General features: G+C 66.4%; 24 protein-coding genes and 1 pseudogene. 11 read left to right on the top strand and 14 right to left on the bottom strand.

Features of this window, described 5'->3' with window-relative positions; all coding sequences use genetic code 11:
- The first annotated feature begins 1 nt into the window (after position 1).
- Positions 2–1,684 carry a methyl-accepting chemotaxis protein gene (locus Q0S71_RS03370; RefSeq protein WP_295991309.1) on the top strand — a complete coding sequence of 561 codons (1,683 nt, stop codon included), beginning with the start codon at positions 2–4 and terminating at the stop codon, positions 1,682–1,684.
- 40 nt (positions 1,685–1,724) lie between these two features.
- Here the strand turns inward: Q0S71_RS03370 and Q0S71_RS03365 are convergent, their stop codons facing one another.
- Positions 1,725–2,306 (bottom strand): DNA-3-methyladenine glycosylase, encoded by a 582-nt coding sequence (locus tag Q0S71_RS03365; RefSeq protein ID WP_295991305.1) that lies wholly within the window; start codon positions 2,304–2,306, stop codon positions 1,725–1,727.
- A gap of 255 nt (positions 2,307–2,561) precedes the next feature.
- Between Q0S71_RS03365 and Q0S71_RS03360 the strand changes: the two genes are divergently transcribed.
- The 4 genes from Q0S71_RS03360 to Q0S71_RS03345 all read left to right on the top strand — a co-directional run bounded on the left by Q0S71_RS03360 (position 2,562) and on the right by Q0S71_RS03345 (position 8,274).
- Positions 2,562–3,428 (top strand): HDOD domain-containing protein, encoded by an 867-nt coding sequence (locus Q0S71_RS03360; RefSeq protein WP_295991303.1) that lies wholly within the window; start codon positions 2,562–2,564, stop codon positions 3,426–3,428.
- Positions 3,429–3,506: 78 nt separating this feature from the next.
- Entirely contained in the window at positions 3,507–4,691 is a 1,185-nt protein-coding gene (locus Q0S71_RS03355; RefSeq protein ID WP_367185270.1) for a DUF2863 family protein, read from the top strand.
- Between the two features lie 259 nt (positions 4,692–4,950).
- Positions 4,951–6,117, top strand: a complete 1,167-nt coding sequence (locus tag Q0S71_RS03350; RefSeq protein WP_295991295.1) for a tetratricopeptide repeat protein — start codon at positions 4,951–4,953, stop codon at positions 6,115–6,117.
- Between the two features lie 162 nt (positions 6,118–6,279).
- Positions 6,280–8,274 carry a CocE/NonD family hydrolase gene (locus tag Q0S71_RS03345; protein WP_295991292.1) on the top strand — a complete coding sequence of 665 codons (1,995 nt, stop codon included), beginning with the start codon at positions 6,280–6,282 and terminating at the stop codon, positions 8,272–8,274.
- 60 nt (positions 8,275–8,334) lie between these two features.
- Here Q0S71_RS03345 and Q0S71_RS03340 read toward each other — a convergent pair whose 3' ends face one another.
- Both Q0S71_RS03340 and Q0S71_RS03335 read right to left on the bottom strand, forming a co-directional pair.
- Positions 8,335–8,751 (bottom strand): hypothetical protein, encoded by a 417-nt coding sequence (locus tag Q0S71_RS03340; protein WP_295991289.1) that lies wholly within the window; start codon positions 8,749–8,751, stop codon positions 8,335–8,337.
- 153 nt (positions 8,752–8,904) lie between these two features.
- Positions 8,905–11,040 (bottom strand): tetratricopeptide repeat protein, encoded by a 2,136-nt coding sequence (locus Q0S71_RS03335; RefSeq protein ID WP_295991286.1) that lies wholly within the window; start codon positions 11,038–11,040, stop codon positions 8,905–8,907.
- Between the two features lie 531 nt (positions 11,041–11,571).
- Here Q0S71_RS03335 and Q0S71_RS03330 point away from each other — a divergent pair.
- A complete protein-coding gene (locus Q0S71_RS03330; protein ID WP_295991283.1) occupies positions 11,572–11,796 on the top strand; it encodes a type II toxin-antitoxin system CcdA family antitoxin in 225 nt (74 codons plus the stop codon).
- Positions 11,796–12,077 (top strand): CcdB family protein, encoded by a 282-nt coding sequence (locus Q0S71_RS03325; RefSeq protein WP_295991281.1) that lies wholly within the window; start codon positions 11,796–11,798, stop codon positions 12,075–12,077. Before Q0S71_RS03330 ends, Q0S71_RS03325 begins: the two co-directional genes overlap by 1 nt.
- On the opposite strand, the gene Q0S71_RS03320 is transcribed toward Q0S71_RS03325, so the two are convergent.
- Positions 12,020–12,547 carry a DNA-deoxyinosine glycosylase gene (locus Q0S71_RS03320; RefSeq protein WP_295991335.1) on the bottom strand — a complete coding sequence of 176 codons (528 nt, stop codon included), beginning with the start codon at positions 12,545–12,547 and terminating at the stop codon, positions 12,020–12,022. The genes Q0S71_RS03325 and Q0S71_RS03320 overlap by 58 nt on opposite strands.
- Positions 12,548–12,668: 121 nt before the next feature.
- Here Q0S71_RS03320 and Q0S71_RS03315 point away from each other — a divergent pair, with 121 nt between their 5' ends.
- On the top strand, positions 12,669–13,106 hold the full coding sequence (locus Q0S71_RS03315) for a DUF962 domain-containing protein (protein WP_295991279.1): 438 nt from the start codon (positions 12,669–12,671) through the stop codon (positions 13,104–13,106).
- Between the two features lie 11 nt (positions 13,107–13,117).
- Here Q0S71_RS03315 and Q0S71_RS03310 read toward each other — a convergent pair whose 3' ends face one another.
- On the bottom strand, positions 13,118–13,249 hold the full coding sequence (locus tag Q0S71_RS03310) for a hypothetical protein (RefSeq protein ID WP_295991277.1): 132 nt from the start codon (positions 13,247–13,249) through the stop codon (positions 13,118–13,120).
- A gap of 164 nt (positions 13,250–13,413) precedes the next feature.
- On the opposite strand from Q0S71_RS03310, the gene Q0S71_RS03305 reads away from it, so the two are divergent.
- Both Q0S71_RS03305 and Q0S71_RS03300 read left to right on the top strand, forming a co-directional pair.
- On the top strand, positions 13,414–14,352 hold the full coding sequence (locus tag Q0S71_RS03305) for an EamA family transporter (RefSeq protein WP_295991275.1): 939 nt from the start codon (positions 13,414–13,416) through the stop codon (positions 14,350–14,352).
- Positions 14,349–14,846 carry a GNAT family N-acetyltransferase gene (locus Q0S71_RS03300; RefSeq protein ID WP_295991273.1) on the top strand — a complete coding sequence of 166 codons (498 nt, stop codon included), beginning with the start codon at positions 14,349–14,351 and terminating at the stop codon, positions 14,844–14,846. Before Q0S71_RS03305 ends, Q0S71_RS03300 begins: the two co-directional genes overlap by 4 nt.
- Positions 14,847–15,053: 207 nt before the next feature.
- Here the strand turns inward: Q0S71_RS03300 and Q0S71_RS03295 are convergent, their stop codons facing one another.
- Positions 15,054–15,212 (bottom strand): hypothetical protein, encoded by a 159-nt coding sequence (locus Q0S71_RS03295; RefSeq protein WP_295991270.1) that lies wholly within the window; start codon positions 15,210–15,212, stop codon positions 15,054–15,056.
- 196 nt (positions 15,213–15,408) lie between these two features.
- On the opposite strand from Q0S71_RS03295, the gene Q0S71_RS03290 reads away from it, so the two are divergent.
- The gene (locus Q0S71_RS03290; RefSeq protein ID WP_295991267.1) at positions 15,409–15,585 is read left to right on the top strand and encodes a hypothetical protein; all 177 of its coding nucleotides are present in this window, start codon (positions 15,409–15,411) and stop codon (positions 15,583–15,585) included.
- 23 nt (positions 15,586–15,608) lie between these two features.
- Here Q0S71_RS03290 and Q0S71_RS03285 read toward each other — a convergent pair whose 3' ends face one another.
- From Q0S71_RS03285 to Q0S71_RS03250, 8 genes and pseudogenes are all read right to left on the bottom strand, one after another.
- Positions 15,609–17,126, bottom strand: coding sequence for a glycine betaine ABC transporter substrate-binding protein (locus Q0S71_RS03285; RefSeq protein ID WP_295991331.1), 1,518 nt, complete (start codon positions 17,124–17,126; stop codon positions 15,609–15,611).
- Between the two features lie 103 nt (positions 17,127–17,229).
- Complete coding sequence (locus Q0S71_RS03280; RefSeq protein ID WP_295991263.1) at positions 17,230–19,923, bottom strand: zinc-dependent metalloprotease; 2,694 nt, start codon at positions 19,921–19,923, stop codon at positions 17,230–17,232.
- A gap of 123 nt (positions 19,924–20,046) precedes the next feature.
- Positions 20,047–21,297, bottom strand: a complete 1,251-nt coding sequence (hutI, locus tag Q0S71_RS03275) for an imidazolonepropionase (RefSeq protein WP_295991260.1) — start codon at positions 21,295–21,297, stop codon at positions 20,047–20,049.
- Positions 21,294–21,884 carry a HutD family protein gene (locus Q0S71_RS03270; protein ID WP_295991257.1) on the bottom strand — a complete coding sequence of 197 codons (591 nt, stop codon included), beginning with the start codon at positions 21,882–21,884 and terminating at the stop codon, positions 21,294–21,296. Before Q0S71_RS03270 ends, hutI begins: the two co-directional genes overlap by 4 nt.
- A complete protein-coding gene (locus Q0S71_RS03265; RefSeq protein WP_295991254.1) occupies positions 21,881–23,254 on the bottom strand; it encodes a formimidoylglutamate deiminase in 1,374 nt (457 codons plus the stop codon). Before Q0S71_RS03265 ends, Q0S71_RS03270 begins: the two co-directional genes overlap by 4 nt.
- Positions 23,251–24,042: an N-formylglutamate deformylase gene (gene hutG, locus Q0S71_RS03260; RefSeq protein WP_295991251.1), complete on the bottom strand. Its 792-nt coding sequence runs from the start codon at positions 24,040–24,042 to the stop codon at positions 23,251–23,253. Before hutG ends, Q0S71_RS03265 begins: the two co-directional genes overlap by 4 nt.
- A 34-nt stretch (positions 24,043–24,076) precedes the next feature.
- Entirely contained in the window at positions 24,077–25,639 is a 1,563-nt protein-coding gene (hutH, locus tag Q0S71_RS03255; protein ID WP_295991248.1) for a histidine ammonia-lyase, read from the bottom strand.
- Positions 25,640–25,653: 14 nt separating this feature from the next.
- Positions 25,654–26,040: pseudogene (locus Q0S71_RS03250) on the bottom strand (urocanate hydratase); the annotation flags it as partial.

Here is a 26,040-nt window from a genome sequence, read left to right as displayed (position 1 = left end):
CATGCTGAAGAAATTGCGTATCGGTCCTAAACTGTTGCTGGCGCCGGGACTGGTGCTGATCTTGCTGGTCGTCACCTCGGCCAGCGCCTATTACGGCATGGTGCGCCAGAACGCGTCGCTGGAAAACCTGGTGCAGGTGCGCGCCGCGCGCCTGAAGGCGGCGGCCGACGTGGCCGGCGACACCAAGTACGCCCACGCCAATATCTACCAGCTGCTGGCCTGGGTCAACGGCAGCTTCGCGCAGGCCAGGCTGGACGCGCTGATCGGCCAGATCAAGGCCCGCCACGGCGCCATCGAAGCGGCCCTGACGGCGCTGGCGGCGGTGTCCGACCCGGCCGAACGGCGCATCGTCGAGGCCTCGATGCAGTCGCTGGCGGCCTACCGCAAGGCGGTGCTCGACACCATCGACCTGGCGCAGATGGACCAGTCCATCGCCACCAATTCCATGGCCAAGGCGGAAAAACAGTTCGTCGTCCTCAACGAACAGCTGGCCCAGCTGGCGGCCCTGGAAAAGCGCCTCAGCGAGCAGGCCCACGCCGGCGCCGTGGCCGAATTCCACACCCGGGGCCTGACGATGGCGGCGCTGCTGCTGCTGTCGATCGCGCTGTCGCTGGCGGTGACGATGCTGGTGCGGACGGCCATGTTGCGCGACATCCGCGCCATCGCCGACGCCGTCGTCGGGCTGGCGGCAGGCCGCCTGACGCACGGGCGCCGCAACGAGGGCCGCGACGAAATCGCCGAGACGTCGCGCGTGCTGGACCAGACCATCGCCAATTTGAACCAGACGCTGCGCACCATCCTGGCGTCGGTGCGCTCGATCGACGTCGCCTCGCACGAAATCGCCAGCGGCAACCTGGACCTGTCGACCCGCACCGAGATGCAGGCCGGCTCGCTCGAACAGACCGCCAGCGCGATGGAAAACCTGACCCTGGCCGTCAAGGACAACGCCGCCAACGCGCGCCAGGCTTGCGAGCTGGCGGCCAGCGCGTCGGCGCTGGCGGTGCGCGGCGGCGCCGCCGTCGACCAGGCGGTGCTAACCATGGACACCATCCGCGCCAGCTCGCGCAAGATCGTCGACATCATCGGCGTCATCGATGGCATCTCCTTCCAGACCAACATCCTGGCGCTGAACGCGGCCGTCGAAGCGGCCCGCGCCGGCGAGCAGGGCCGCGGCTTCGCCGTCGTCGCCGCCGAGGTGCGCACGCTGGCGCAGCGCTCGGCCGCCGCCGCGCGCGAAATCAAGACCCTGATCGCGGCCTCGGTCGCCACCATCGACAGCGGCAGCGCCTCGGTGCACCAGGCCGGCAGCAGCATGGGCGACATCGTCGCCTCGGTGCGGCAAGTGAACGACGTCATCGGCCGCATCAGCGTGGCCAGCGCCGAGCAGGCCCAGGGCATCGCCGAAGTCAACCAGGCGGTCGGCCAGATGGACGACGTCACGCAGCAGAACGCGGCGCTGGTCGAGCAGGCGGCGGCGGCCGCCGAAAGCTTGCAGGACCAGACGGTCAAGCTGTCGCGGGCGGTGTCGGTGTTCAAGATCGACGAAACGCCGGCGGCGCGGACGGCGCCGCCGCGCAAGGACGGCGCCGATGCCGCCGGCAGCGCCGCCGAGCGCCGCGCCGCCACCAGCGCGATGCGCCCCGCGCTGCCGCCGGAGCGCACGCCCCGCTCGCGCTGGGGCTGAGGTGAGGCGGAAGTGGGCTTGGCCCCCAGTTCCGCCGCCGTCACCCGCGAAACGGCTTGCTCAAAAACGCCGACCCCGCCCATCCAAAGCGCCACGGCATCGCCACCGCCTTCGAAATACCGATGCGCGCGCCGCTGACCACTTCCACCTCCTCCTCCCGCGCGATCAACTCGAACGGCGCCCGATCCAACGGCCAGTTGTTCAGCGCCGCGCTGACCCCGAGCGCCTGGCACAGCCGCCCCGGCCCCGAACACAGCAGCTTGAGCGCATCCAATCCGCGCCGCTCGCGCATCAGTTCGATGCCGGCAGTCGGCTCGATGGCGCGTATCAACACGCCGGCGCCATGATCGGGCTCGCGGCACACAAAATTCAAGCACCAGTGCATGCCGTAGGACCGGTACACATAACTGCGCCCCGGCGGCCCGAACATGGCGAAGTTGCGCGGCGTCGGCCCCTTGAAACTGTGGGAGGCGGCATCGCTGGCGTCGTAGGCTTCGGTCTCGACGATGCGCCCGCCGACGCCGCCGACCAGCACGGTGACGCCGATCAGCCGGCGCGCCACCTCGTCCGACGGCGCGGAAAAATCGATGGCGGCAAAAGTGGTGCTCAAATCAAGGCTCATGACGCCGATTGTAATCAATATCCGCAAGACCGGCCCACGATCCTGCCTTCCTGGCAAGCTTGCCCGATAACGGTAACAATTGATTATCGAATCGCGGCCGCCGCGGAAAATTAGCGACAAAATATTGCTGCAAGCGCACAATTTCCCGTTAAATTTTCGCAGGGAAATGCCGGAAGCGGCGATAATCGAGCGCATGCGCAATACCGACGGCGGCCGCCGCCGCGCGCCATTTCCGCCCCTCCCTGAAGATCCGACATGACGACAGTAGCAGCCCCAGCCCAGCCAGTTGACAACGCGGTGGAAGACGCGCTGATGCGTTCGATCCGCATCCCGCCGCGCCCCAGCCTGCTGGTCGACCTGCAACGTGAGCTGGCGCTGACCGATCCGTCGCCGCGCCGCATCGCCCGCATCATCGGCAACGACGTCGGCATGTCGGGCGCGCTGCTCAAGCTGGCCAACTCGCCCTATTTCGGCGCCGCGCGCAAGGCCAAGTCGGTCGAGCAGGCCATCAACTTCCTCGGCATCAACCAGTGCGCGGCGTTGTTGACGGGCCTGCTCGCGCGGGCCGCCATCGAAGGCAATGAAAACGACTTGAGCGCGTTCTGGGACATGTCGGCCCGGCGCGCCCAGGCGCTGGTGTTCACCTCGCACAAGCTGCGCATCGCCCCGCCCGACATCGCCCACACCTTCGGCCTGTTCTGCGACATCGGCGTGCCGCTGCTGATGACCCGCTTCCCCGACTACGCCGCCACCTTCGCCGACGCCAGCAACGACGCCGACGCCGTCTTCACCGCCGTCGAGGACGCCCGCCACAGCACCAACCACGCCGCCATCGGCTGCCTGCTGGCGCGCAACTGGGGCTTGTCGCCGGACGTGTCGTGGGCGATTCTGCACCACCACGACTACCGCGTGCTCGACGACGACGCCACCGACGACGCCGTGCGCTCGCTGGTAGCGCTATCGGTGCTGGCCGAAAAAGGCATACAGCGCTACCATGGCAACCACGTTTCGCTGGAGTGGGAAAAAGGCGGTGAACGGGCTTGCCGCCACCTGGGCCTGTCGCCCGACGAAACCGCCGACCTGCTCGACGAACTGCACGAAACCTTCCACCTCGAACATTGATGGCGGCGGCCGCGGCGCCCAAGGGCGCGTGGCCGTCGGCCGACCATAGAAAAAACCATGCCAAAAAATAAACGCCCTGTGCCACGCAAATCGGCCGACTCTCCGGAACAAAAAGACGACCAGACCACGCTGGCGCTGTGCGCGCTGGCGCTGGACCTGGCGGAACAGGAAGACAGCGCCGAGCTGAGCGACGAGCTGCGCGCCAAGGACGCCGAATTCCACAAACTGGTGCGCAAGCTGCTCAACCAGCAAAAGGACGAGGTGCTGTACGGCGCCATCGAGCAAGCCAAGTTCGAGGATGTCGGCGCCTACCAGTTCCTGCGCGCGGCCGTCGAAGAGGCGGCGGCGACGGTGCTGCTGCGGCGCGACAACGCGCCTGTGCTGGAAGTCAACGCCTTCGCCATACCGCTGTTCGTGCACAGCGACGGCGGCCTGCGCGCCGACGACGACTTCCAGGACCAGGACGCGTTCGAGGCGCTGGTCGCCAGCCTGCAGACGGCGCAACTGGAAAGCGCCAAGGCCAAGGTGGTGCTGATCCGCCACGCCTACGACCTGAAGGAAATCGACAGCATCGCCTACGGCCACCTGCACGCCATGGTGCGCGAGGCGGCGGCGTCGATGACCGATAAAAAACTGCTGCCGACGCCGGCGCTCGAGGGCAGCTTCAGCGGCTGGTCCGAGACCGCCTTCGCCGCCGGCGACGCCGCCGTCGAACTGCGCTTCCTGCTCGGCTTCGCCCTCAAGCGCGAGGACGATCCCTTTTATCACGTGCCAGACGACGAGGCCGCCGCCGACGCCTATTTCGCCGAGCGCATGGAACGTTATCAAGCGTGGACCGTGCAGGCCGCGCCGCTGCTGGCGCGCTGCCTCGGCCAACAGCGCGCGCTGGAATTGAATTTCCTGTACCAGGACCTGTTCTACGGCGCCAAGGAACAGGGCATGGCTGAATACGCCACACTGCAAATGATGGCCGAACTGACCCAGGCCGCGCAGGCGCACGGCGGCCAGGCGCAGGCCTTGTCGGCCATCGTCGGTCCGGCCGACACCGGCGGCGACATCGTGCTGCGCGTGCAACTGTACGCCGACGGCCATGCCGCGCCGCTGGCCTCGTGCGACAAGGCGCTCGACCTGGCCGCCGACCTCGAGCTGGAAGTGGCCGACGTGCGCGACGCGCTGTCGACCATCGGCGTCGAACGGCTGTCGGTGGCGCTGCGCTTCGACGCCAAGGGCCAGCCGCTGGAAGTGCGGGCGCTGGCGCAATAAGGCGGGCCAAACCGCTGTTGCGGCGGCGGCTAGACCGCGGTCGCGGCGGCGGCTAAACCGCGGTCGCCAGCCATTCCACGGCCCGCCGCTTATTTGCCGTTTGACAGCCGCTGTTTTGCCGAGGATACTTTCATTATGCGGCTGCCATCAGACACCGCTGCCTGACGCGGCGCAGGCACAGCTTCTCCGCAGCGACGGCCAGCCGGCAACGGGCGCCGTAAGCGGGTGCCGTAAGCGGGTACCGTTAAGGAGACGCATCATGAAATCCTGGGCCATCGCATTTTTCGCCCTGTTGACCCTGGCCGGTTGCGCCAGCGAACGCGTGCTGCCGCCGGCCGACCCCGCGCTGTTCCAGGACCAGCGCTTCGGCCCGCCGTCGGCACCCATCAGCGCCGCCGACATTTTCACGCTGACGCCGGAAATGAAGCAGTACGCGCAGCAAGTGCTGCACAAGCAGCAGGACAAGGCGCTACAGCAAGCGCTGTTCGACGCGCTCTACAGCAAGGGCCAGCTCCAGCTCGAATACGAGTCGACCATGACGCGCAACGCCGCCCAGGCCTTCGACGCCCGCGCCGGCAACTGCCTGTCGCTGGTCATCATGACGGCGGCGCTGGCGCGCGAGCTCAACCTCAGCGTGCATTTCCAGAGCGTGGTGGTGGACGACAGCTGGAGCCGCAGCGGCAATCTGTATTTTTCGAGCGGCCACGTCAATCTGACGCTGGGCAAGCCCAAGGCCCACCTCGCCGCCTATGACGCCACCGAATTCATGACGATAGACTTCCTGCCGCCGGAAGACATGCGCCACCAGCGCGCGCTGCCGATCGAGGAAAACACCATCGTCGCCATGTATCTGAACAACCGCGCGGCCGAGTCCATGGTGAACGGCAAGATCGACGACGCCTACTGGTACGCCCGCAAGGCCATCGCCTACGACAGCGGCTTCATGAACGCCTACAACACGCTCGGCGTGATCTACCAGCACCACGGCGACGTCGCCGCCGCCGAGCGCGTGCTGCGCTACGCCCACCAGCAAGTGCCGGGCAACACGGTGGTGATGTTCAACCTGGCGCAGGCGCTGCGCGACATGAACCGTCCGCTCGAAGCGCAGGTGCTGATCGACGAACTGGCCCGGCTGGAGCCCCATCCACCGTTCTACTTCTTCAACCTGGGCCGCGCGGCGATGGCCCAGCACGACTACGCGCGCGCCCGCAGCCTGTTCGCGCGCGAGCTGGCGCGCGATCCCTACTATCACGAGTTCCACTTCTGGATGGCGGCCGCGTCCTATATGACGGGCGACCTCGACGACGCCGACAAGCATATGAAACTGGCGCTGGAAAACAGCACGGCGCGCAGCGACCACGACCTGTACGCGGCCAAGCTCGACCATCTGAAAGCCGTCGAGGCGCGCACCCGCGCGCGCCAGTGAGGGCAAAGTAAGCGCGCAGATAAGCACGCGGGCAGGCCCGTAACAAGCACACAAATAAGCACGGCTGCGCGTTGTGTTCGCTTCCTGTATCCGATTACACTATGCGCCGGGACCGCCGCGCTGGAGCGGCGGCCCGGCCCCTTGTCGACGATGAAGGAATCCATGAGTTTGTTCAACACCCGCCTGACCGCGCTGGCGCTGTCGGCGTCGCTGTGCCTGATGGGCGCCGCCGGCCAAACGGCCCACGCCGCCAACACCGCCCACGCCGAAACCGCCGCCAACGCGCCCGCCGCCGAACCGTCCGCCTACAATCTGCGCGAGCACTACACCAAATACGAATTCCGCATCCCGATGCGCGACGGCGTGCGCCTGTTCACCGTGGTCTACGTGCCCAAGGATGGCAGCAAAACCTATCCCTTCCTGATGCAGCGCACGCCCTACAGCGCCGGCGTCAACGCGGCCGGCGAGCTGCACTACGGCGTGGATTTCTACCCGAGCGCCATCGGCCCCTCGCCCGAGTTCGAGCAGGCCGGCTACATCTTCGTCAAGCAGGACGTGCGCGGCCGCTTCATGTCCGAAGGCAAGTGGCAGGAGATGACGCCGCACGTCAACCCGCAGCGCGCCCAGGGCGAAGGCAACGAGAGCGAGGACATGCACGACAGCGTCGACTGGCTGCTCAAGCACGTGGCCGGCAACAACGGCAAGGTCGGCATCTACGGCACCTCCTATCCCGGCTTCTACACCTCGGCCAGCATCATCGATTCGCACCCGGCGATCAAGGCCGCGTCGCCGGAAGCGCCGGTCACCGACCTGTACATGAACGACGATTCCTACCACGGCGGCGCCTTCATGCTGGCGGCGAACTTCGATTTCTACGCCGCCTACACCGAGCAGAAAAATCCGACGCCGCTGCCCAAGACCGGGAACAATTTCGACTACGGCAGCGGCGACGGCTACGAATTCTTCCTGTCGCACCAGACGCTGGCCAACATCACGGCCACCCTGACGGCCGAGCAGCGCACGCTGCTGATGCCGACCATCGTCCATTCCACTTACGACCAGTTCTGGCAAATACGCAATATCGCGCCGCACCTGAAAAACATCCACGCCGCCGTGCTGACCGTCGGCGGCTGGTTCGACGCCGAAGACTTGAGCGGCCCGTTCCAGACCTACCACAGCATCGCGCGCAACAACCCCGGCATCTACAACGGCCTGGTGATGGGACCGTGGTCGCACGGCGCCTGGGGCCGCAACGACGGCGCCAGCCTCGGCTACGTCAAGTTCGACGCCAAGACCGGCGAGCATTTCCGCGGCAAGATACTGTTCCCCTTCTTCGAGAACAACCTCAAGGGCAAGGCCGACGCCGCCATGCCGGCCGTGTACGCGTTTGACACCGGCAGCAACGTCTGGCGCACCTACCCGGCGTGGCCGCCACAACAGGCCAAGGCGCGCACGCTGTACTTCGGCCCGAACGGCACGCTGGGCTGGCGGCAGCCGGCCGCCGGCGCCGCCCAGTACGACGAATATGTGGCCGATCCGGCCAAGCCGGTGCCGTTCACGTCCTACCCCGCGATCGGCGCGCCCAAGGAATACATGGTCGGCGACCAGCGCTTCGCCTCCAGCCGTCCCGACGTGCTGACCTACCGCAGCGAGCCGCTGGAGGAAGACGTGACGCTGGCCGGCCCGGTCTCGCCCAAGCTGTTCGTGTCGACCACCGGCACCGACGCCGACTGGGTCGTCAAGCTGATCGACGTTTATCCGCCCGACTATCCATCGGCCGTCGGCGACGAGGAAAAAGGCGCGGACGTGCCGCCGCCGACGCTGAACCTGGCCGGCTACCAGCAGCTGGTGCGCGGCGATCCGCTGCGCGGCAAATTCCGTCACAGCTTCGAGCACCCGGAGCCGTTCGAGCCGGGCAAGGTGGAAGCGGTCGACTACAGCATGAGCGACATCAACCACACTTTCCGACGCGGCCACCGCATCATGGTGCAGGTGCAGAGTTCCTGGTTCCCGCTGGTGGACTTGAATCCGCAGCGCTTCATGGACATCCCGAGCGCCAGGCCGGAGGACTTCCAGAAGGCGACCCAGCGCGTGTTCCATGCGCCGGCCATGTATTCGGGCGTGGCGGTGCAGGTGATGCCGGGCGCCGGCAACTAAGCGCCGCCCTTCGTAGCTGGCGTTGACGCGCCGTCCCCGGCATCTTGCGGGGACGGCGTGTTATTTTCCGGCCGCCGTATTCGGCGCGGCGCCGGCCTGCTTGAAACGGCGCCGCAATATCACCGCCGTCGTGGCGATGAAGGCCAGCGCGATCAGGTTGACGAGGAAGATGCCGTGGCTCAGGTGGAAATCGAGGCTGTAGCTGACGCCGGCCTTGACGGCGAACTGCAAGCCGCCCTCCTCCATCGGATAATACGAAAACAGCTGCAAGCCGTAATACACCAGCGCGCCCCACCAGCCGATCACGCGGCCGCGCAGCGCCAGCACGGCCGACAAAATGCCCAGCAGCGCGGCCGCCAGCAGAATGCCGAACTCATTGATCTGCTGCGGCGGGCCGATGATGCCCAGCACCACCAGCAAGGTCAGGCCGCCGTTCAACAGCAGTATGCGCGCCATGGTTTTTTCAAATTGCTGCATCGTCGATTCCAGTTCATGCGCGCAGCCACCGCGCATCGTAATTATTTAAATTGTTTATACCGTTTACACCGTTATTCACAATACCGGCACCCGCCATTATCGCCGAATCGGGACGGCCTTGCCGGCGCCGCGCCACTGGCGCTCATGCGCCACTCAGGCGCCGCTGCGCCGCGCCAGCAAGTCCTCGAAGGCGTCGAAGATGCGCTGCGTCGTGACGTTTTTGTGCGCCACCGGTCCGGACGGATCTTCGGGATGCGCCAGCATCGTCGGATTGGCCTCGAACACGAGGATGCGGCCATCGGACAGCAGCGTGAAGTCGATGCCGGCGTAATCGAGGTCCATGCGCGCGCCGATCGCCGCGATGGCCGCCATGCCTGCCGCGCCCAGCACCTGCGCAGGATCGGCCAGAAAGCGCTTCTCTTCCTCCAGCTTCCACAACTGCGACTCCATGCCCGCGTTGTAGTAGTGGACCATCCAGTTCGGCGAGATCGCCAGATGATAGGGATAGGGCTGGCGGTCGATGAAGATCATCCGGTATTTGCGGAACCAGCCGTCGGCCGAGCGGTAGTCGACATAGCGCGACACATACACCGGGCCCGCTTGCTGCGCCCGCGACAGCGCCAGTTCCGCGGCCGTGTGGACCAGTGTCAGTCCCACGCCGCCATGCGAATAAATCGGCCGTATCAACAGCGGCAGCTGCCCGGCCATGGCGTCCGGCCACTCCTGCGGACCGGCGTAGCGCCACACGGCGGGGATCAGCAGATGGTCGATGTCGCGCAGCAGCGCCGGCAAAAAATCGCGCGCCGTGCGCGCCACCAGCGCCGGATGATTGAGCAGCGGGGCGCGGCAAACGTCGAGGAAGCGCTGCACCGGTTCCACCGTGTCGGCCGTCAGATCGGGGTCGCCCATGGCGTTGAACGCCAGGTCGTAATGCGGCAGCCGGCCAGCCTGCTGGTCGTCGGCGTAAGCGATCATCCAGTCGATGATGTTGTTGCTGCGGCGCTGGAACAGATAGCTGAGGTTCATATTGCCCTTGCCGGCGTCGAACAGTATCAGCACCGTGCGGCGGGCCCCGGCCGTCAGGTGGGTGAACACATTCTGCTGCGTGTAGGCCAGGTCGAGATGCCCGCGCCCTTCGTCGCGGCGCTCGGTGTCGATCAGGATCGCCGACAGGTTGATGTGCGCGTCGACATGGTCGGGCGCCAGCGCCAGCACCTGCCGGTAGCAGCGCTCGGCGTCCGCCGGATGCAGCAGCCGGCCTTCGACCACGCCGAGATTGTAGATGGCGTCGACGTAATCGGCGCGGCGGTCGACGGCCTGCGCGAAGCTGGCGCGGGCGGCGGGCAGGTCGCCGCGCCGGTCGTTCAACAGCCCCAGATGAAAATGCGCCGGCGCCGGCGCGCCCGGCAAGGCGGCCGTGTAATGGCGGCCGGCGTCGTCGAGCAGGCCGCGCGCCATCAGCAGGGAGCCGAGGCTCAGGTGCGCTGCGGCGTAGTCGGGCACCAGCTGCAGCGCGCTCTCGAAGGCGGCGACGGCATCGTCATCGCGGCCCAGCTGGCGCAGCGCGTTGCCCATGTTGTTGACCGCTTCGGCGTACTGCGGCTGGATCTGCAAGGCCAGCCGATAAGCCGCCAGCGCCGGCGCGAACTGGCCCCGTTCGTAGTGGATATTGCCGATATTGTTGTGGGTCTCGGGCAGCTTGCCCGGCAAGGCCAGCTCGTAGCCGGCCAGCGCCTCGTCGAAGCGGCCCAGGGCCTGCAAGGCGCTGGCCAGATTGTGGTGGGCGTCGGCGAAGTCGGGACGCGCCGCGATCGCCAGCCGGTAATGCGCGATCGCCGCCTCGTGCCGGCCCAGCGATTTTTCGAGATTGGCCAGGTTGTAGCGCGCCTCGACCAGCGCCGGATCGAGCGCCAGCGCGTGGGCGAAGCTGTCGCGCGCGAGCTGCGGCTGATCCATCGCCTGGCGCGTATTGCCGATGCCGAAATAGGCCGGCGCGCTGTCCGGCGCCAGCGCCAGCACCTCGTCGTAGCAGGCCAGGGCCAGATCGTGCCGCGACTGCGCGCGGTAGGCCATCGCCAGCGACAGCAGATAGCCGACGCTGGCCGGCCGCTGCCCGAGCGCCGCGCCGATCAGCGCGACGGCCAGGTCGGCGTCGCCCAGCAGACAGGCCGCGTTCCCCATCAGATGCAGCGCGTCGGCGTTGGCCGGATCGGCTTCCAGTATGCGCTGGTAAATCTGCACCGCCTTGGCCAGCCGGCCGGCGCGATGGTGTTCCAGTGCGATCTGCATGTCCATGCTGTGCCACTTCCCGTCGTCGCCCGCCCCGTGCCGGCGCCGGGAAATCATAGAGGAAAGCGGCGGGCTTGTCGATGCGGCGCGGCGACGGATACCGAACAGTTACGCGTCAGTGCGGCGTCCAGACTTATTTTTTGGACTGAATCATGTATTCGAGCAGAGCAATGACCCGGTCCATCGTTTGCGTCATGGCCGCTGAAGTCTTGGACAACAGATAAAAGGCGAAAAGCAACGGTCCCAAGAAACCGACCCACCCTGTGAGCCAGCGGTAACGAATGATTTGTAATGTGATATGGCTCAATCACCAGTGTTGAAATCGTGGACTGAAACGTGCGATTTCAGTTTGTCGATCAACATCAAAAAAATCGGCCTCTGCACATAGTTATTTGGTTAATTTGACATCCTTCCAATTGAACCTCGGCGCCCATCATCATGGTGCGCGCGTACCATGCACAGGCCCTCCCACGGATACGATGCATCGGAGTTAACATGAAATCCGCAAACATTACCTAAAATGCAATAAAAATGCCGCCCAAGAAAACCACCAACATCAGCCTGACCATGGACGTGTACTTGGACGCAAAAAAGCTTGGTATCAACATTTCGCAAGCTTGCGAGCAACGATTGCGTGAGGAGATACAGGCGCGCAAGGAACAGCAGTGGAATGAACGGCATGCCGACTTCATCGCGGCGTACAACAGCCTGACGGAAGCGGAAGGCGTGGCGCTACAGGAATGGCGCGCTTTCTAATGGCGCGTTTCGACATCTACAGCAATCCCGGCAAGAAAATGGAAAGCATTCCTTTTCTTATTGAGGTGCAAAGCAATGTCATCAGTGGACTGGCGAGCCGGATCGTGACTCCCTTACGTACCCTGACCGGGTTTTCAGCGCTGGCGCTACCCGCCGATCTGTTCCCGATTATTACGGTCAACGGCGTGGACCATTTTCCGGATACGCCACAGATGGCACTCCGTCAATATCCACGCAGCACCTGCCACAGACGCGATTTCTCGGCATACGGCAGGGTGTAGGCTGGGCTGCTCGATGGCAGCTGGACGATACGGTAGCGCTCCGCGTGCTGGCCCAGCACCTTTAGACCGAGCCGGGCCGCGGTCCCGCCATTAAAGGCGATGGTCGTCAGATGCGGCAAGTCGACAAGCAAGGCGAGCAAGTCGTTGTCATTGCGGTTGCGGATACGGCTATCCAGACTACCGGCGCGATGGGCGTCGGCAACCACGTCCCACAGGCCGACCGACCGTTCCAGCAGCGTTGCGAGGCGCGCGGCGTAATCGAGCTGCACCAGATCGATGTCCAGCACTTCCGACATTAACACCCAGAATCGATTCTGCCGATTGCCATAGTATTCTTGCAAAGCCAGAGACTTTTCGCCCGGCAAACTCCCCAGCACCAATAGACGAGTCGAGCCGTCGACAACGGCGTCGAAACATCGCTTGCGTGCAAGAGGCTCCGCTGTATCGTCGGCATTCAATGGTTTAGTCATCGGTAAATTCTGCATACGGTGGCGGTCGGCATGGCGCATTTTAACGGATGGGGCGGCGATTTTTCCGGTGTAGAATTTAAGCGTCGCGCCCAACACCATAAAAACCGCAGGAGACCACGCCATGTCCGAACCGAGAACCATCGATACGCTGCTGGCGCAATACAGCGCCAGCCATTTGAACTCGACCAACGAGGTCATCCACTTTGTCTGCGTGCAGGTGATCGTGTTCACGCTGCTGGGCCTGGCGTGGGCCATCCATCCGCTGGCGGCCGTGGCCGTCAGTGTGGCGTCGCTGTGGTATTACTTCAGGCTGTCACGGCCGTTCGCGCTGGGCATGCTGCTGATGTCGGCGGCGATGCTGGGGCTGCTGGCGGCGCTGCCGCCGCCGACCGTGCTGCCGCTGTCGCTGGCCATTTTCGTGCTGGCCTGGGTCGGCCAGTTCATCGGCCACAAAATCGAGGGCAAGAAGCCGTCGTTCTTCGACGACCTGCGCTTTCTGCTGATCGGGCCGCTGTTCGTGCTGGGATTTTTGTATCGGCGCCTGAACGTCGCCTATTGAGGAAACGCCGCTTACTTTTGCGCGGCCATCGAACACACACAAGGCACCGGCGGCGCGCCGTCGTCGGCCCACACCACGAGCGCGGTGCTGAGGACGATGTAGCCCAGCAGCGATATGATCTTGATTTGCAGCGAGGTGCTCATACGACCTCCTTTGTGTTTTAGATAATTAATATTTGAATAATACTTGTAATTTCTACAAAATACAGCGCATTTCTGAACCTGCTGCGCCGCGTCAACGCCCCGTTGTCGCAATCCGACAAAAGTAGCCGGTAGGCAAGGTGCGGCAAGTCTCGTATACTGGGGCGATGTCCTCGCCCATCCTGTTCATCACCGCCTGCCTGATCTGGGGCTCCACTTTCTTTGCCATCACACTCGAACTGGGCGAGGTGCCGCCGGCCGTGTCGGTGGTGTACCGCTTCGGCCTGGCCTCGGTGGCGCTGTTCGCCTGGTGCAAGCTGCGCGGCGACACGCTGCGCCTGCCGTGGCGGACCCAGCGCTGGCTGATGGTCCAGGGCTTCGCCACCTTCGGCCTCAGCTATATCTGCACTTATACCTCCGAGCAATACCTCGTGTCCGGCCTGGTCGCCGTGCTGTTCGCGCTGATGGTGTTCTGGAATCCGATCGGCAACCGCATGGTGTTCGGCACGCCGCTGACGTGGCGCACGTGGAGCGCGGCGGCGGTGGCGACGGCCGGCGTCAGCCTGCTGTTCCTGCCGTCGATCGCGGGCGCGTGGCAAGAGCTGCGGGCCGGCGGCAGCGGCCACTTCCTGCTGGGCCTGGCGCTGGCGCTGGTGGCGACGATGGCCAGTTCGGCCGGCAACGTGCTGGTGGTCAAGGTGCGGCAGCAGGCCTCGAATGTGTTGCTGACGATGGCCTGGGCCATGTTGTGGGGCACGCTGGCGGTCGCGGCCTGGGTGTTGCTGAGCGGACAGGCCTTCGTCATGCCGACCAGGCCCAGCTACTGGGGCGGCCTGCTCTACCTGTCGCTGTTCGGCTCGGTGATCGCCTTCAACGCCTACTTCACGCTGATCGACCGCATCGGCTCGCAGAAGGCCGTGTATATCGGCGTCGTCACGCCGGTGATTTCGGTGCTGCTGTCGATCCGGCTGGAACACTTCCGGCCCGCCGCCATCGAATGGCTGGGCATGGTATTGTGCCTGTCCAGCGTGGCCTGGGCGCTCAAGGCGGAAGCGCCCAAGCCGGCCGCCCTTACTCCCCTGAAAAATATAGCGACGCGCACATGAGCACACCCGCACTGACGATACGCCCGGCCGGCCCGGCCGACGTGGCCGCCATCTTCGGCATGATCCACGAACTGGCCGTGTTTGAAAAACTCGAACACCTGGTCGTCGCCAACGCGGCGATGCTGCACGAGGGCCTGTTCGGCGACCATCCGGGCTGCGAAGCCATCGTCGGCGAGGAGGACGGCGCCGTCGTCACCTTCGCGCTGTTCTTCCACAACTTCTCGACCTTCCTGTGCCGCAAAGGTTTGTACCTGGAAGATTTGTACGTCAAGCAAGCCTGCCGCGGCAAGGGCTACGGCAAGCAGATGCTGGTGGCGCTGGCGCAGCTGGCGGTGGCGCGCAACTGCGGCCGCTTCGAATGGTCGGTGCTGGACTGGAACGAAAACGCGATCAAGTTTTACCAGGGCGTGGGCGCCGACCTGCTGCCGGACTGGCGCATCTGCCGCGTCACCGGCGAGGCGCTGCTGCATTTGTCCAGCGGGCGCCAGGGCTGAGGGCAAAAAAAATCCCACGCGGGATGAACACGGCGTGGGCTTAACCCTTGTCAGGGGGAGGGAGGTTGAATCAACGGCCTCACTATAATTGCGGGCGTCGACGCCATGCCGGCCCTTTACAATTGCTTACTCCCGATCAGACTTCCTTACAGAGCCTTTACAAACACTATCGGCCCGATGTGGCTGATGTCATTGCTGATGTCATTGCTAATGTCGCCGCGCGACCAGCGCGCCGTGCATGCCGACCTGTTCGGGCGGCCCGCCGGCCGGCGCGGTGGCGGCGTCACGGCGACGCCGCCGCACCAGGCGTACCAGCAAGGTGGTCGCGATGCTGATCGCTATCACGGCAACGACAACTGCAATCATGGTCTTCCTCTCGATGCCGAATCGTCGGCCAAAGAAGCATATTGCCCGCGTAAAGTAGCGCCGTTTTGCGCTGCCTCAAATGTACGATGCGGCCACCGCGCACAAAGCCGTTTTTTCGATGAAGTTTGATGTCGCGCAAGGCGCCAAGTCGCCGCCATCACAAAATGAGACTCGCCATCATCCAGCGGAGCCCATCATGATTAAGCGCCGGCCCCTCGCCACGACCTTGTACAAGGCCTATCTGCGGTCGCGGCTGGACCGCTGCACGCGCGAACTGCAAGTCATTGCGGCCCAGCGCGAAAACGATATCCACGCCGAGCGCATCCTCCATCGCGAAGTGAGCGAAGTGCGCAGCAAGCTGCTGTCGCTGTAGTCGCCGTCACCAGTCCCTCGCCGTTATACGGCACCGCGTCCGCGCGGGCGGCGCAGCAGCAGCCATTCCATCAGCTCGAAGCCGCCCTGCGTCAGCAGCGCCAGCGCGGCCGCCGGAATCGCGCCGGCCAGCAGCATGTCGTTGTCGTTGAGCGCCAGCCCGATCGTGATGCGCTCGCCGTAGCCGCCGGCGCCGATGAAGGCCGCGATGGTCGCCGTGCCGACGCTCATCACGGCCGCCGTCTTGACGCCGGCCAGTATCACCGGCAGCGCCAGCGGCACGTCGACGTGCACCAGCCGCTGCCACGGCCGCAGCCCCAGCGCCGACGCCGCCAGCCGCAGGCCGGGCGCCACCTGCAACATGCCGGTGCAGGTATTGCGCACCACCGGCAGCAGCGCATAGACGAACAGCGCCACCAGCGCCGGCACCGTGCCTATCATGCCGAGCAGCGGAATGAGCAGCGCCAGCAAGGCCAGCGACGGCACCGTCTGCAACACGCCGACCAGCGCCAGCAAGGGCTGCCGCAAACGCGGCGCATATGCCGCCAGCACCCCCAGCGGAATCCCGGCGACGCAGGCCAGCACCACGCCGAGCAGCACCAGCGTCAGATGCTGGCGCGTCAGCGGCCATAAATCGGGCGCGAATATTTTCGCCAGCAAGCCGGCGCGCGGCGCGCCCGCCGGCGCCGATGACGATGCCGCCGCCCCCGCCGCGTGCCGCGCCAGCCAGTCGTGGGCGATGGCGGCGAAGCCCTTGCCGTCGATTTCCGCGGCCGCGTTCATCGCGATCATGTCGTCGGCCTTGATGCGGCCTTCGAGCTGCGCGATGGCGCGCCACGCGGCCGGAAAGCGCGTCGCCGCATCGAGCCGGTACAGTAGCACCGCGTCGTAGCGCGGGAAGTAGGCGCGGTCGTCATCGAGCACGCGCAGTCCGAGCTGCTTGATCTTGGCATCGGTCGAATAGATATCGATGACGTCGACCTGGCGCTGGACCAGCGCCTCGTACGCGATGCCGTGATCGAGACCGCGCGGCTGCTGCGGCAAGCCATAGCGCTGCCGCAGGCCCGGCCAGCCGTCGGCGCGGCCGATGAATTCGTGCGACAGCCCGAAACGCAGCGCCGGCAGCGCCGCCAGTTCGCTCAGCGTGTGCGCGCCATCGGCACCGCCGCGCATCGCCAGCGCATACGTGTTGTTGAACCCCAGCGGCACCGCCACGCCCAGGCCCAGCGGCGCCAGCTCGCGCCGGATCTGCTCCAGCGTCGCCGCCTTCGGATGCTTGAGTATCTCCTGGTCGATGGTGCCGATATATTCGGGATAGAGGTCGATCTTGCCCGCCTCCAGCGCGGCCAGCACGATGGCGGTGTTGCCCAGGCCTTGACGATGCTCGGCCTTCGCGAACGGCGCCGCCGCCTGCGTCAAAATCTCGCCGAGGATGTAGGACTCGGTAAACCGCTTGGAGCCGATGCGCAGCGTGGCGCCGTCGCCATCGGCCGCCTGCGCGCCCGCCGCAACGCACAGCAGCGCCGCCAGCGCACCCCACATCCATCCTGCATAGCCAGTGGTGCGCACGCGCTCTCCGGTTCAGTGAATAAAGCGGCAGCTTACCATCGCGGACCGCCGCGCGCGGGCCGCGCAAAAAAACGCGCTACACGATGGCCCGCACCATCGACGCGCGCAGCGCCTGGTTCAGTGTCTCGAAACACTCATCCAGATGCGCCTTCACTTCGCGGCTGCCCGCCCTCGGCAGCGCCGCGCGCAAATCGCGCAGCAGCTCCCGCGCGTAGGCGCGCTGCAAACTGCGCGCGTCGGCCGGCGTCTGCGCCGTCGGATGCAGCAGGATCACCTCGATCCGCTTCAGGTGCTCGCGCTGCAAATTGCGCCGCATGCCGCTGATGTTCCGCCCCGTTTTCAGTTCGCTCCAGATGGCCGCTTGCAGCGTCCCATACAGCTCGTCGAGGTCCAGCGTTTTTTTGCCGTCGTCGGCTTTTTCCTGCGAGTCCTGCAAGCGCAGCGCCACCGGGTCCGACATCAGATGCGCCAGCGCCGCCGCCTGCAGCGACAGCACATGCGCGTTGATCGACACGTCGGCCCGCGCGCCGGCGCCGAATTGGTCCGCGCCCAGGCGGCTCACCAGCGCCGGCGTGAACCGGAAGCTGTCGGCCTTGAACAGATTATTGGTCAGCATCGCCAGCGCCGCGCGCTGGCGCGCCAGCGGCACCGGCGTGAACGTGGCGCGGCCCGTGCCGGCGTGGTCGCGCACATAGCTCACGCCGCCGACGTATTTGACCACCACCGGCACCATGCCCGCGAACTGGCCGAAGCCGGCATCGAAACTGCGGCGCAGCGATGCATAACTGTCGCCCGGCTTGAACTGGCGCGTTTGCAAACGGTCCCACAATTCGCGCGAGATCGTCAGCCGCTTCTGGAAGTAGGCCAGCGGATCGCTGCCCAGATCGAAGGCGTTGACGTCGGGATCGGACAGGCTGCCCATCGCGTCGCCGTCGTCGCCGAACGCCAGCAGCGGCTCGTTCGAGCGCGCCGCGATGCGCGCCAGCTGCTCTTTTTCCTGCTCCGGCACCAGCGGCGCGTAGGCGTACTCGATGGCCCAGTCATCGTAGGGCCCCGGCGCGGCCGGCACATAAGCGCCCTGCCGCTCGCCCTTGGCCGCCAGGTTGAAGGGCGCATAATCCATCACCGATCCGGCCAGCCCATGCAGTTTGGTGAACTCGGGATCGGCCAGCTGCCGCGCGGTGTAGACGGTCGATGCGCGGAAGTTGTGGCGCAGTCCCAGCGTGTGCCCCACTTCGTGCATGATGACGGCCCGCACATACGACTGCGCCAGCGCCTCGGCCTGCGGCGAGTCCGGCGCCAGGTCGCCGCGCGCCTCCAGCAGGCCGGCGGCGAAATCGAATTCCTGCGCGGACGCCATGGCATAGTCGCAGCGCGCGGCGGCGGCCGATTGCGGCAGCGCCGCCATGGCGGCGGTGGTGGCGGGAGGCAGGTCCTCGCCGGCGATGCGGCGCACATTGCGGCCCAGGAGTTCCGACATGCCGATATCGGCGTCGAGTATCTCGCCGCTGCGCGGATCGACCTGACTCGGTCCGATGGCGAACGAGGCGTCGCGGCCGATAAACCAGCGGATCGACGCGTGGCGCGCATCGAGCGTGTCGAAGCGGTCCTGCGCCGCTTGCTGCCTGACGACGATGGCGTCCTTGAAGCCGATCTTTTCAAACGCCGCGTTCCAGGCCAGCACGCCCTCGCTCACCGCTTGCCGGTATTTTTCGGGGATGTTCTTGTCCAGCCAATAGACGATGGGCTGTTTGGGCGCCGACAGCGGCAACGACGGGTCGAGCTTTTCCAGCCGCCAGCGATGGACCAGGTGGATCGCCGACGACGGATGCAGGTCGTCGCTGTAGTCGTAGCCGGTGGTGACGAAATGGCCGATGCGGTCGTCGGCCGCGCGCGGGTGCATCAGCTGTTCCGGCAGCGGCATGAAGCTGTAATAAAAACCGAGGAACATGCTGCGCGGGTCCGGCAGCGTGGACGGCAACGTCGGCAGCAACGGCATTTGCGGCGACGCCGGCAGCGCCGCGGGCGCCGGCGGCGCCGGGATCTTCGCCACCGAAAAATGCGCGCTGACCTGCAAGCCGGTCATCGCCTCGTCGGCGCGCAGGCTGGCGAAGCTGGTGTTGCGCGCGTCGATGGCGAACGGCAGGCGGTAGGCCGCTTCCAGCCGCGTGGCGATGCCGGGGATGTCGCCGAACAGCAGCGCGTTGGCCTCGACCAGCACCGCGTGATTGTGCGCCTGCGGCCCGCTGGCCACCGGCGCCGTCGCCGTCGCCAGCAGGCTATTCGAATAAGCCTGTTCCACTTGCAGCGCCTGCGGCGTGTCGGGCGTGGCGCCGTACCCGGTGTTTTTGGCGATCAGCTGCACCAGATTGCCGAGGCGGTGGAAGTAGACCACGTGGCTCTCCAGCATCTGGCCGCCGTAGATGCCACGCTCGCCGATCCCGTTCGACATATTCACGGACATGAAAAAGGGATGGTCGAACTGGTCGGGCCGCAGCTCGATCCAGACCTTTTCCTCTTTCTGGTACAGCGAAAAAAATCCCGGCAGGTGGGTCGCGCCGCGCGTCACTTCGAGATAGGATTTGGGCGCACCCAGCGCCTGCAAGGCGGCCGGCAACAACGCGGCGGCCTGCTGCTGCGGCGTGACGGCCGCCGGCGCCTCCGGCACATGCGGCGCGGGAGTGGGCGGCGCCGGCGGCAGCGGCGCCGGTTCCTGCGCCAGAACGACAACGCCGAAGCACATCGAGACAGCGGCGGCGACAGACTTCACGACTAACGACAACGGCATAACGTGCATAAAGCGCATGACGATCCTGGCACAAAATAAGTATGGCTGAAAAAACAACCATCATAATGTACCCGATCCGCCGCGCGGCGGCGCGGTATTTTTACGCTAGGCGCCAACCCGCCGCAGCACGCCCGCGTTCACCACGCCCTTGCAGGGATTGAAGCCGATCGCGTACGACAAATCGGCCGGCCGCGCGATCTGCCACAGCGCGAAGTCGGCGCGCTTGCCCACTTCCAGGCTGCCGATGTCGCGCTGGCGGCCCAGCGCGCGCGCGGCGTGGATGGTGCAGCCGGCCAGCGCCTCGCGCGGCGTCAAGCGCCACAGCGTGCAGGCCATGTTCATCGCCAGCAGCAGTGACGTCATCGGCGAGGTGCCGGGATTGCAGTCGGTGGCGACGGCCAGCGCCACGCCGGCCGCGCGCAAGGCGGCCACCGGCGGCGGCGTGGTGTCGCGCAAAAAGTAGTAGGCGCCGGGCAGCAGCACGGCCACGGTGCCGGCGGCGGCCATGGCGGCGATGCCGGCGGCGCTCAGATGTTCTAGATGGTCGGCCGACAGCCCGCCGAAGCGCGCCACCAGTTCCGCGCCGCGCTGGTCGGACAGCTGCTCCGCGTGCAGCTTGACCGGCAGGCCGTGCGCGCGGGCGGCGGCGAACACGCGCCCGGTCTGTTCATACGAAAAGCCGATGCGCTCGCAGAAGGCATCGACGGCGTCGGCCAGTCCCTGCTCGGCCAGCGGCGCGATCATGGCGCAGACCTCGGCGATGTAGTCGTCGGCGCGGCCGGCGAATTCCGGCGGCAGCGCGTGCGCGCCGAGGAAGGTGGTGGCCACGCCGACCGGCAGCACCTCGCCGATGCGGCGCGCCACGCGCAGCATCTTCGCCTCCGCTTCCAGGGTCAGGCCGTAGCCGGATTTGATTTCGATGGTGGTCACGCCCTCCGCCAGCAGGCTGGCGACGCGCGGCAGGCTCTGTCGCAGCAGCTCCTCCTCGCTGGCCGCGCGGGTGGCGCGCACGGTGGACATGATGCCGCCGCCGGCCTTGGCGATATCCTCATACGTCGCGCCGTTCAGGCGCGCCTCGAATTCGTCGCTGCGATTGCCGGCGTGGACGATGTGGGTGTGGCAGTCTATCAGTCCCGGCGTGAGCCAGCGGCCGGCGCCGTCGTGCACCACGGTGGCCGCATCGATCAGCTGCGGCGGCACGTCGGCGCGTGGACCGAGCCACGCGATGCGGCCGTCCTTGACGGCGATGGCGCCGTCGCGCACTTCGCCATAGCCACCATCGCCACCGTCACCGTCGGCGCCGGCCATCGTCGCCAGGTGCACATTGGTGAACAGGACATCCCACGCGGCGCTCATTCCCGCTCCGCCGGCAGGTTGATGATATCGACCACGAACACCGTGGCCATCGCCGCTTCCAGCGTCCACACGTCTTCCGATTCGAGCACCACGGCGTCGTAGCGCACCAGCGCGATACGCTCGCTGGCGCTGCTGACGGTCAGGCTTTCGCCGTCGGCCAGGAAGACCAGCGTGGTGGCGCTGCGGCGGCGCAGCTCGTCGACGCCGCGCACCATGCGCGCTTCGAGCCGGTGGCGGCAGCGGCCGCGCCGCGTCATCACATTGAAGTCGGTGGTCACGCCATCGGTGACGGTGGCGTGCACCTGCGCCTCGCCGGGAAATTCGATGATGGGGTCGGCCGCGCCGAGCACAAAACGCTCGCCGCCGAAATCGAGCAGCACGCCGTCGCCGGCCACCAGCGCCAGCGTGCGGTCGATGCCCGGGAAGACCGAGAACGGCCCGCTCTGCGCGATCGTCGCCAGGCTGACGCGCCAGTCGAACAGGTCGGCGCCGGCGCCCTTGGGCTCAAGCGCGATTTCGGTCGTGCTGCCGCCGCCGTTCTTCCACGGCGCGGGGCGCAGGCTTGCATACTGTATCAGCGCGGTCATCGGAACTCCCTCAGTTCGGCCAGGGTCTGCTTGAAGCGTGCGGCGATGGCCTGCTGCGCCACATGCTGTTGGTCGCGGACCACCCACCGGCCGCCGACCATGACGTGGCGCACCAGATTGTCGTTGCCGCTAAAGATAAAACTGCCCAGCACTTCATCGAGCGCCGCGCCATACAGATTCGGGTGGTCGTCATCGAGCACGATCACGTCGGCGCGCTTGCCGACCGCCAGCGCGCCGAGCGGACGGCCCGAAGCCTGCGCCCCGCCCCGCAAGGCGCTCTGCCACAAAAAATCGCCGACGTTGCGCTGCTCCTTCGATACCGCGATATTACGCCGCAGATGCTGGAGGCGCTGGCCGTATTCGAGCCAGCGCAATTCCTCGACCGCGCTTTGCGAAATGTGGCTGTCGCTGCCGATGCCGAAACGCCCGCCCGCCGCCATGTAGGCTTCCAGCGGGAACAGGCCGTCGCCCAGATTCGCCTCGGTGGTCGGGCACAGCCCCGCCACGGCGCCGGTGCGCGCCAGCTCGTCGACTTCGTCGCGCATCAGATGGGTGGCGTGGATCAAACACCAGCGCTGATCGACGTCGACCTGGTCGAGCAGCCATTGCACCGGACGGCGTCCGCTCCAGTTCAGCGACTGCGCCACTTCCTGTTCCTGCTCGGCGATGTGGATGTGGACCGGACGATCGGCCGGCAGCGTCACCAGCACCTCGTTGATCTGCGCCACCGACGCCGCCCGCAGCGAATGCGGCGCCACGCCCACTTCGGTCTGCGCATCGCGCAGCGGTTCGAGCGCCTCGACGATGCGCAGCACCTCCTGCGGATTAGTCTTGAAGCGGTGCTGCTCGGGCTTGAGCGGGCTTTCGCCGAAGCCCGAATAACTGTACAGCACCGGCAGCATCGTGATGCCGATGCCGGCCAGCCGCGCCGCGCTGATCACGCGCTCCGCCGTTTCGGCCGGACGCGGATACATGGTGCCGTCCGGCGCCCGCTGCACGTAGTGGAATTCGCACAGCGCCGTGTAACCGTGGCGCAGGCATTCGGAAAACAGCTGCGCCGCGATCGCCTCGATGTGATCGGGCGTGATATTGCGGGCGAAGCGGTACATCAGATCGCGCCAGGTCCAGAAGCTGTCCTTGACGTCGCCGGCTTTTTCGGTGCGGCCGCCGAGCGCGCGCTGGAAGCTGTGCGAGTGCAGATTAATCATGCCCGGCAGCGCGTACTGCGCCACCTCGACACCGGCCGCCGCCGCGGCATTGACGTCGGCCGTGACGCCGGTCAGGCTGCCGTCGGCGTCCCATTCCAGCAGCACGTCGCGGCGCCAGCCGTCGGGCAGCAGCGCATGGCGGGCGTAGAGTTGAGCGCTCATCGCCGCGCCCAATCGGCGGCGGCCCGCGTCATCTGCGCCAGCAAGCCTTGCACCTGCGCCGCCAGGTCGGGACGATACGCAAACGGCGCCGTCTCATTCATGTAGGTGGACTGGCACATCTCAAGCTGGATCGCGTGGACGTTGGCGGCGGGCTTGCCGTAATGGCGCGTGATATGGCCGCCCTTGAAGCGGCCGTTGACGGCCACCGTGTAGCGGTCCTGCGCCAGCGCGCAGTCGACGATGGCCCGGCCCAGCGCCGGCGCGCAGCTGGCGCCGTCGGCCGTGCCGAAGTTCAGGTCCGGCAGCTTGCCGTCGAAGAAGCGCGGCACCACGGAGGCGATCGAATGCGCGTCCCACAACACCACCGATCCGTGAGTACTCAACAATCGATCCAGCTCGGCGCGCAGCTGCTCGTGGTAGGGCTTCCAGTAAGTCCGCAAGCGTCGCTGGACTTCCGCTTCATCGGGCGCGCGGCCCGCCAGATACAGCGGCTCGCGGTGGAAGGTGTCGACCGGGCACAGGCCCGTCGTGTCCTGGCCCGGATAGAGATTGGTGTTTTCCGGCGGCCGGTTCAAGTCGATCACGTAGCGCGACCAGCGCGCCGACAGGACCGATGCGCCCATCCCTGCCAGAAAATCGCCGTAGAGCTGCGTCAAATGCCAGTCGGTGTCGGCCTTCTCGCGCGAGGCCGGCGTCATCGTCGCCGCGATATCGTCCGGGATCTCGGTGCCCACATGCGGCATCGACACCAGCAATGGAATCGTGCCTGCCTTGAATTGAAAATCCATGATCGCCTCCTGAATTGCGCCGCTCACTCTCTTATTATGGATGCAGCGACGCGAACACGCTCTTGCACGCCGCGCTCAACTCGCCCTTTAGCACCATCTGCTTGGCCGCTTCGATGTCCGGCGCGAAGAAGCGGTCGGCGTCGAAGAACGGCACCTGGCGGCGCAACTGACTGTGCACATGCTCCAGGTGCGGCGATGTTGTCAACGGCCGGTGGAAGTCGATGCCCTGCGCCGCCGCCAGCAATTCGATGCCGACGATGACAGCCGTATTGTGCGCCATATCGTCCAGGCGGCGCGCCGCGAACGTCGCCATGCTGACGTGGTCTTCCTGGTTGGCCGACGTCGGGATGCTGTCGACGCTGGCCGGATGGGCCAGCGATTTGTTTTCCGACGCCAGCGCGGCCGCCGTCACGTGGGCGATCATGAAGCCGGAATTGACGCCCGGGTCGCCGACCAGGAACGGCGGCAGGCCGGACAAGGTGGCGTCGATCAGCAGCGCGATGCGGCGCTCGGAGATGCTGCCGATTTCGGCGATGGCCAGCGCCAGCGTGTCGGCCGCGAAGGCCACCGGCTCGGCGTGGAAGTTCCCGCCCGAGACGACGGCGGCGCCGCCGCCGTCGGCGTTCTGGAAGATCAGCGGATTGTCGGTGACGGCGTTCGCTTCGATCAGCAGCGTGCGCGAGGCGTTGGCGATCAAGTCCATGCAGGCGCCCATCACCTGCGGCTGGCAGCGCAGGCAGTAGGGGTCTTGCACGCGCTCGTCGCCGACCAGGTGCGAGGCGCGGATCGCGCTGTCGCTGACGAGCTGGCGGTAGATGGCGGCGGCGGCGATCTGGCCCGGCTGGCCGCGCACCGCGTGCACGCGGGCGTCGAACGGCGCGTCGCTGCCCTTAGCCGCGTCCAGCGACAGCGCGCCCGAGACCATGCCCGCCTCCAGCAGGCGCTCGGCCATGAACAGGCCATGCAGCGCCAGCCCGGTCGAGACCTGGGTGCCGTTGATGAGCGCCAGGCCCTCTTTCGCGGCCAGCACCACCGGCGCGATGCCGGCCTGTTCGAGCGCGGCGGTGGCCGCCATCATCACGCCGTCGACGCGCACCTCGCCCACGCCCATGATGGCCAGCGTCATGTGCGACAGCGGCGCCAGGTCGCCCGAGGCGCCGACCGATCCCTTGGCCGGTATCGCCGGCATGATGCCGGCGTTGTACAGGGCGATCAGGGTGTCGATAATCAGCGGACGCACGCCGGAAAAGCCGCGCGCCAGGCTGCCGATTTTCATCAGCATAATCAGGCGCACCACTTCATCGCTCAGCAGCGCGCCGGTGCCGACGGAGTGCGACAGGATCAGGTTGCGCTGCAACTGCTCCAGCTTTTCATCCGGGATGCGGGTCTTGGCCAGCAGGCCGAAGCCGGTGTTGATGCCGTAGGCCGCGTCGCCCTTGGCGACGATGGCGCGCACGGCGGCGGCCGACGCTTCGATGACCGGATAGGCGTCGGCGTGCAGCGTCAGTGCGCCGCTCGCGATCCACACGGCGCGCAGATCGGCCAACGTCATCGCGCCCGGTGTCAGGGTCCAGGCCTTGTTTGCATGTTGAGTCATATATTCTTTCTCGATTACTTAATCATGGGCAGATTGAGCTTGTTGCGCTTGGCGCATGCCACCGCCGTCTCATATCCCGCGTCGGCGTGCCGCATCACGCCCGAGGCGCTGTCGTTGACCAGCACCCGCGCCAGGCGCTTGGCGGCGGCGTCCGTGCCGTCGGCCACGATCACCACGCCGGAGTGCTGCGAATAGCCCATGCCGACGCCGCCGCCGTGGTGCAGCGACACCCACGTCGCGCCGCCGGCGGTGTTGAGCAGGGCGTTCAGCAGCGGCCAGTCGGAGACGGCGTCGGTGCCGTCCTTCATGCTTTCCGTTTCGCGATTCGGGCTGGCGACGGAGCCGGTGTCGAGGTGGTCGCGGCCGATGACGATGGGCGCTTTCAGTTCGCCGTTGCGCAC

This window comes from Rugamonas sp. (assembly GCF_025354735.1).
GTDB lineage: Bacteria > Pseudomonadota > Gammaproteobacteria > Burkholderiales > Burkholderiaceae_D > Rugamonas.
This window is presented reverse-complemented; position numbering and strand designations above follow the sequence as displayed.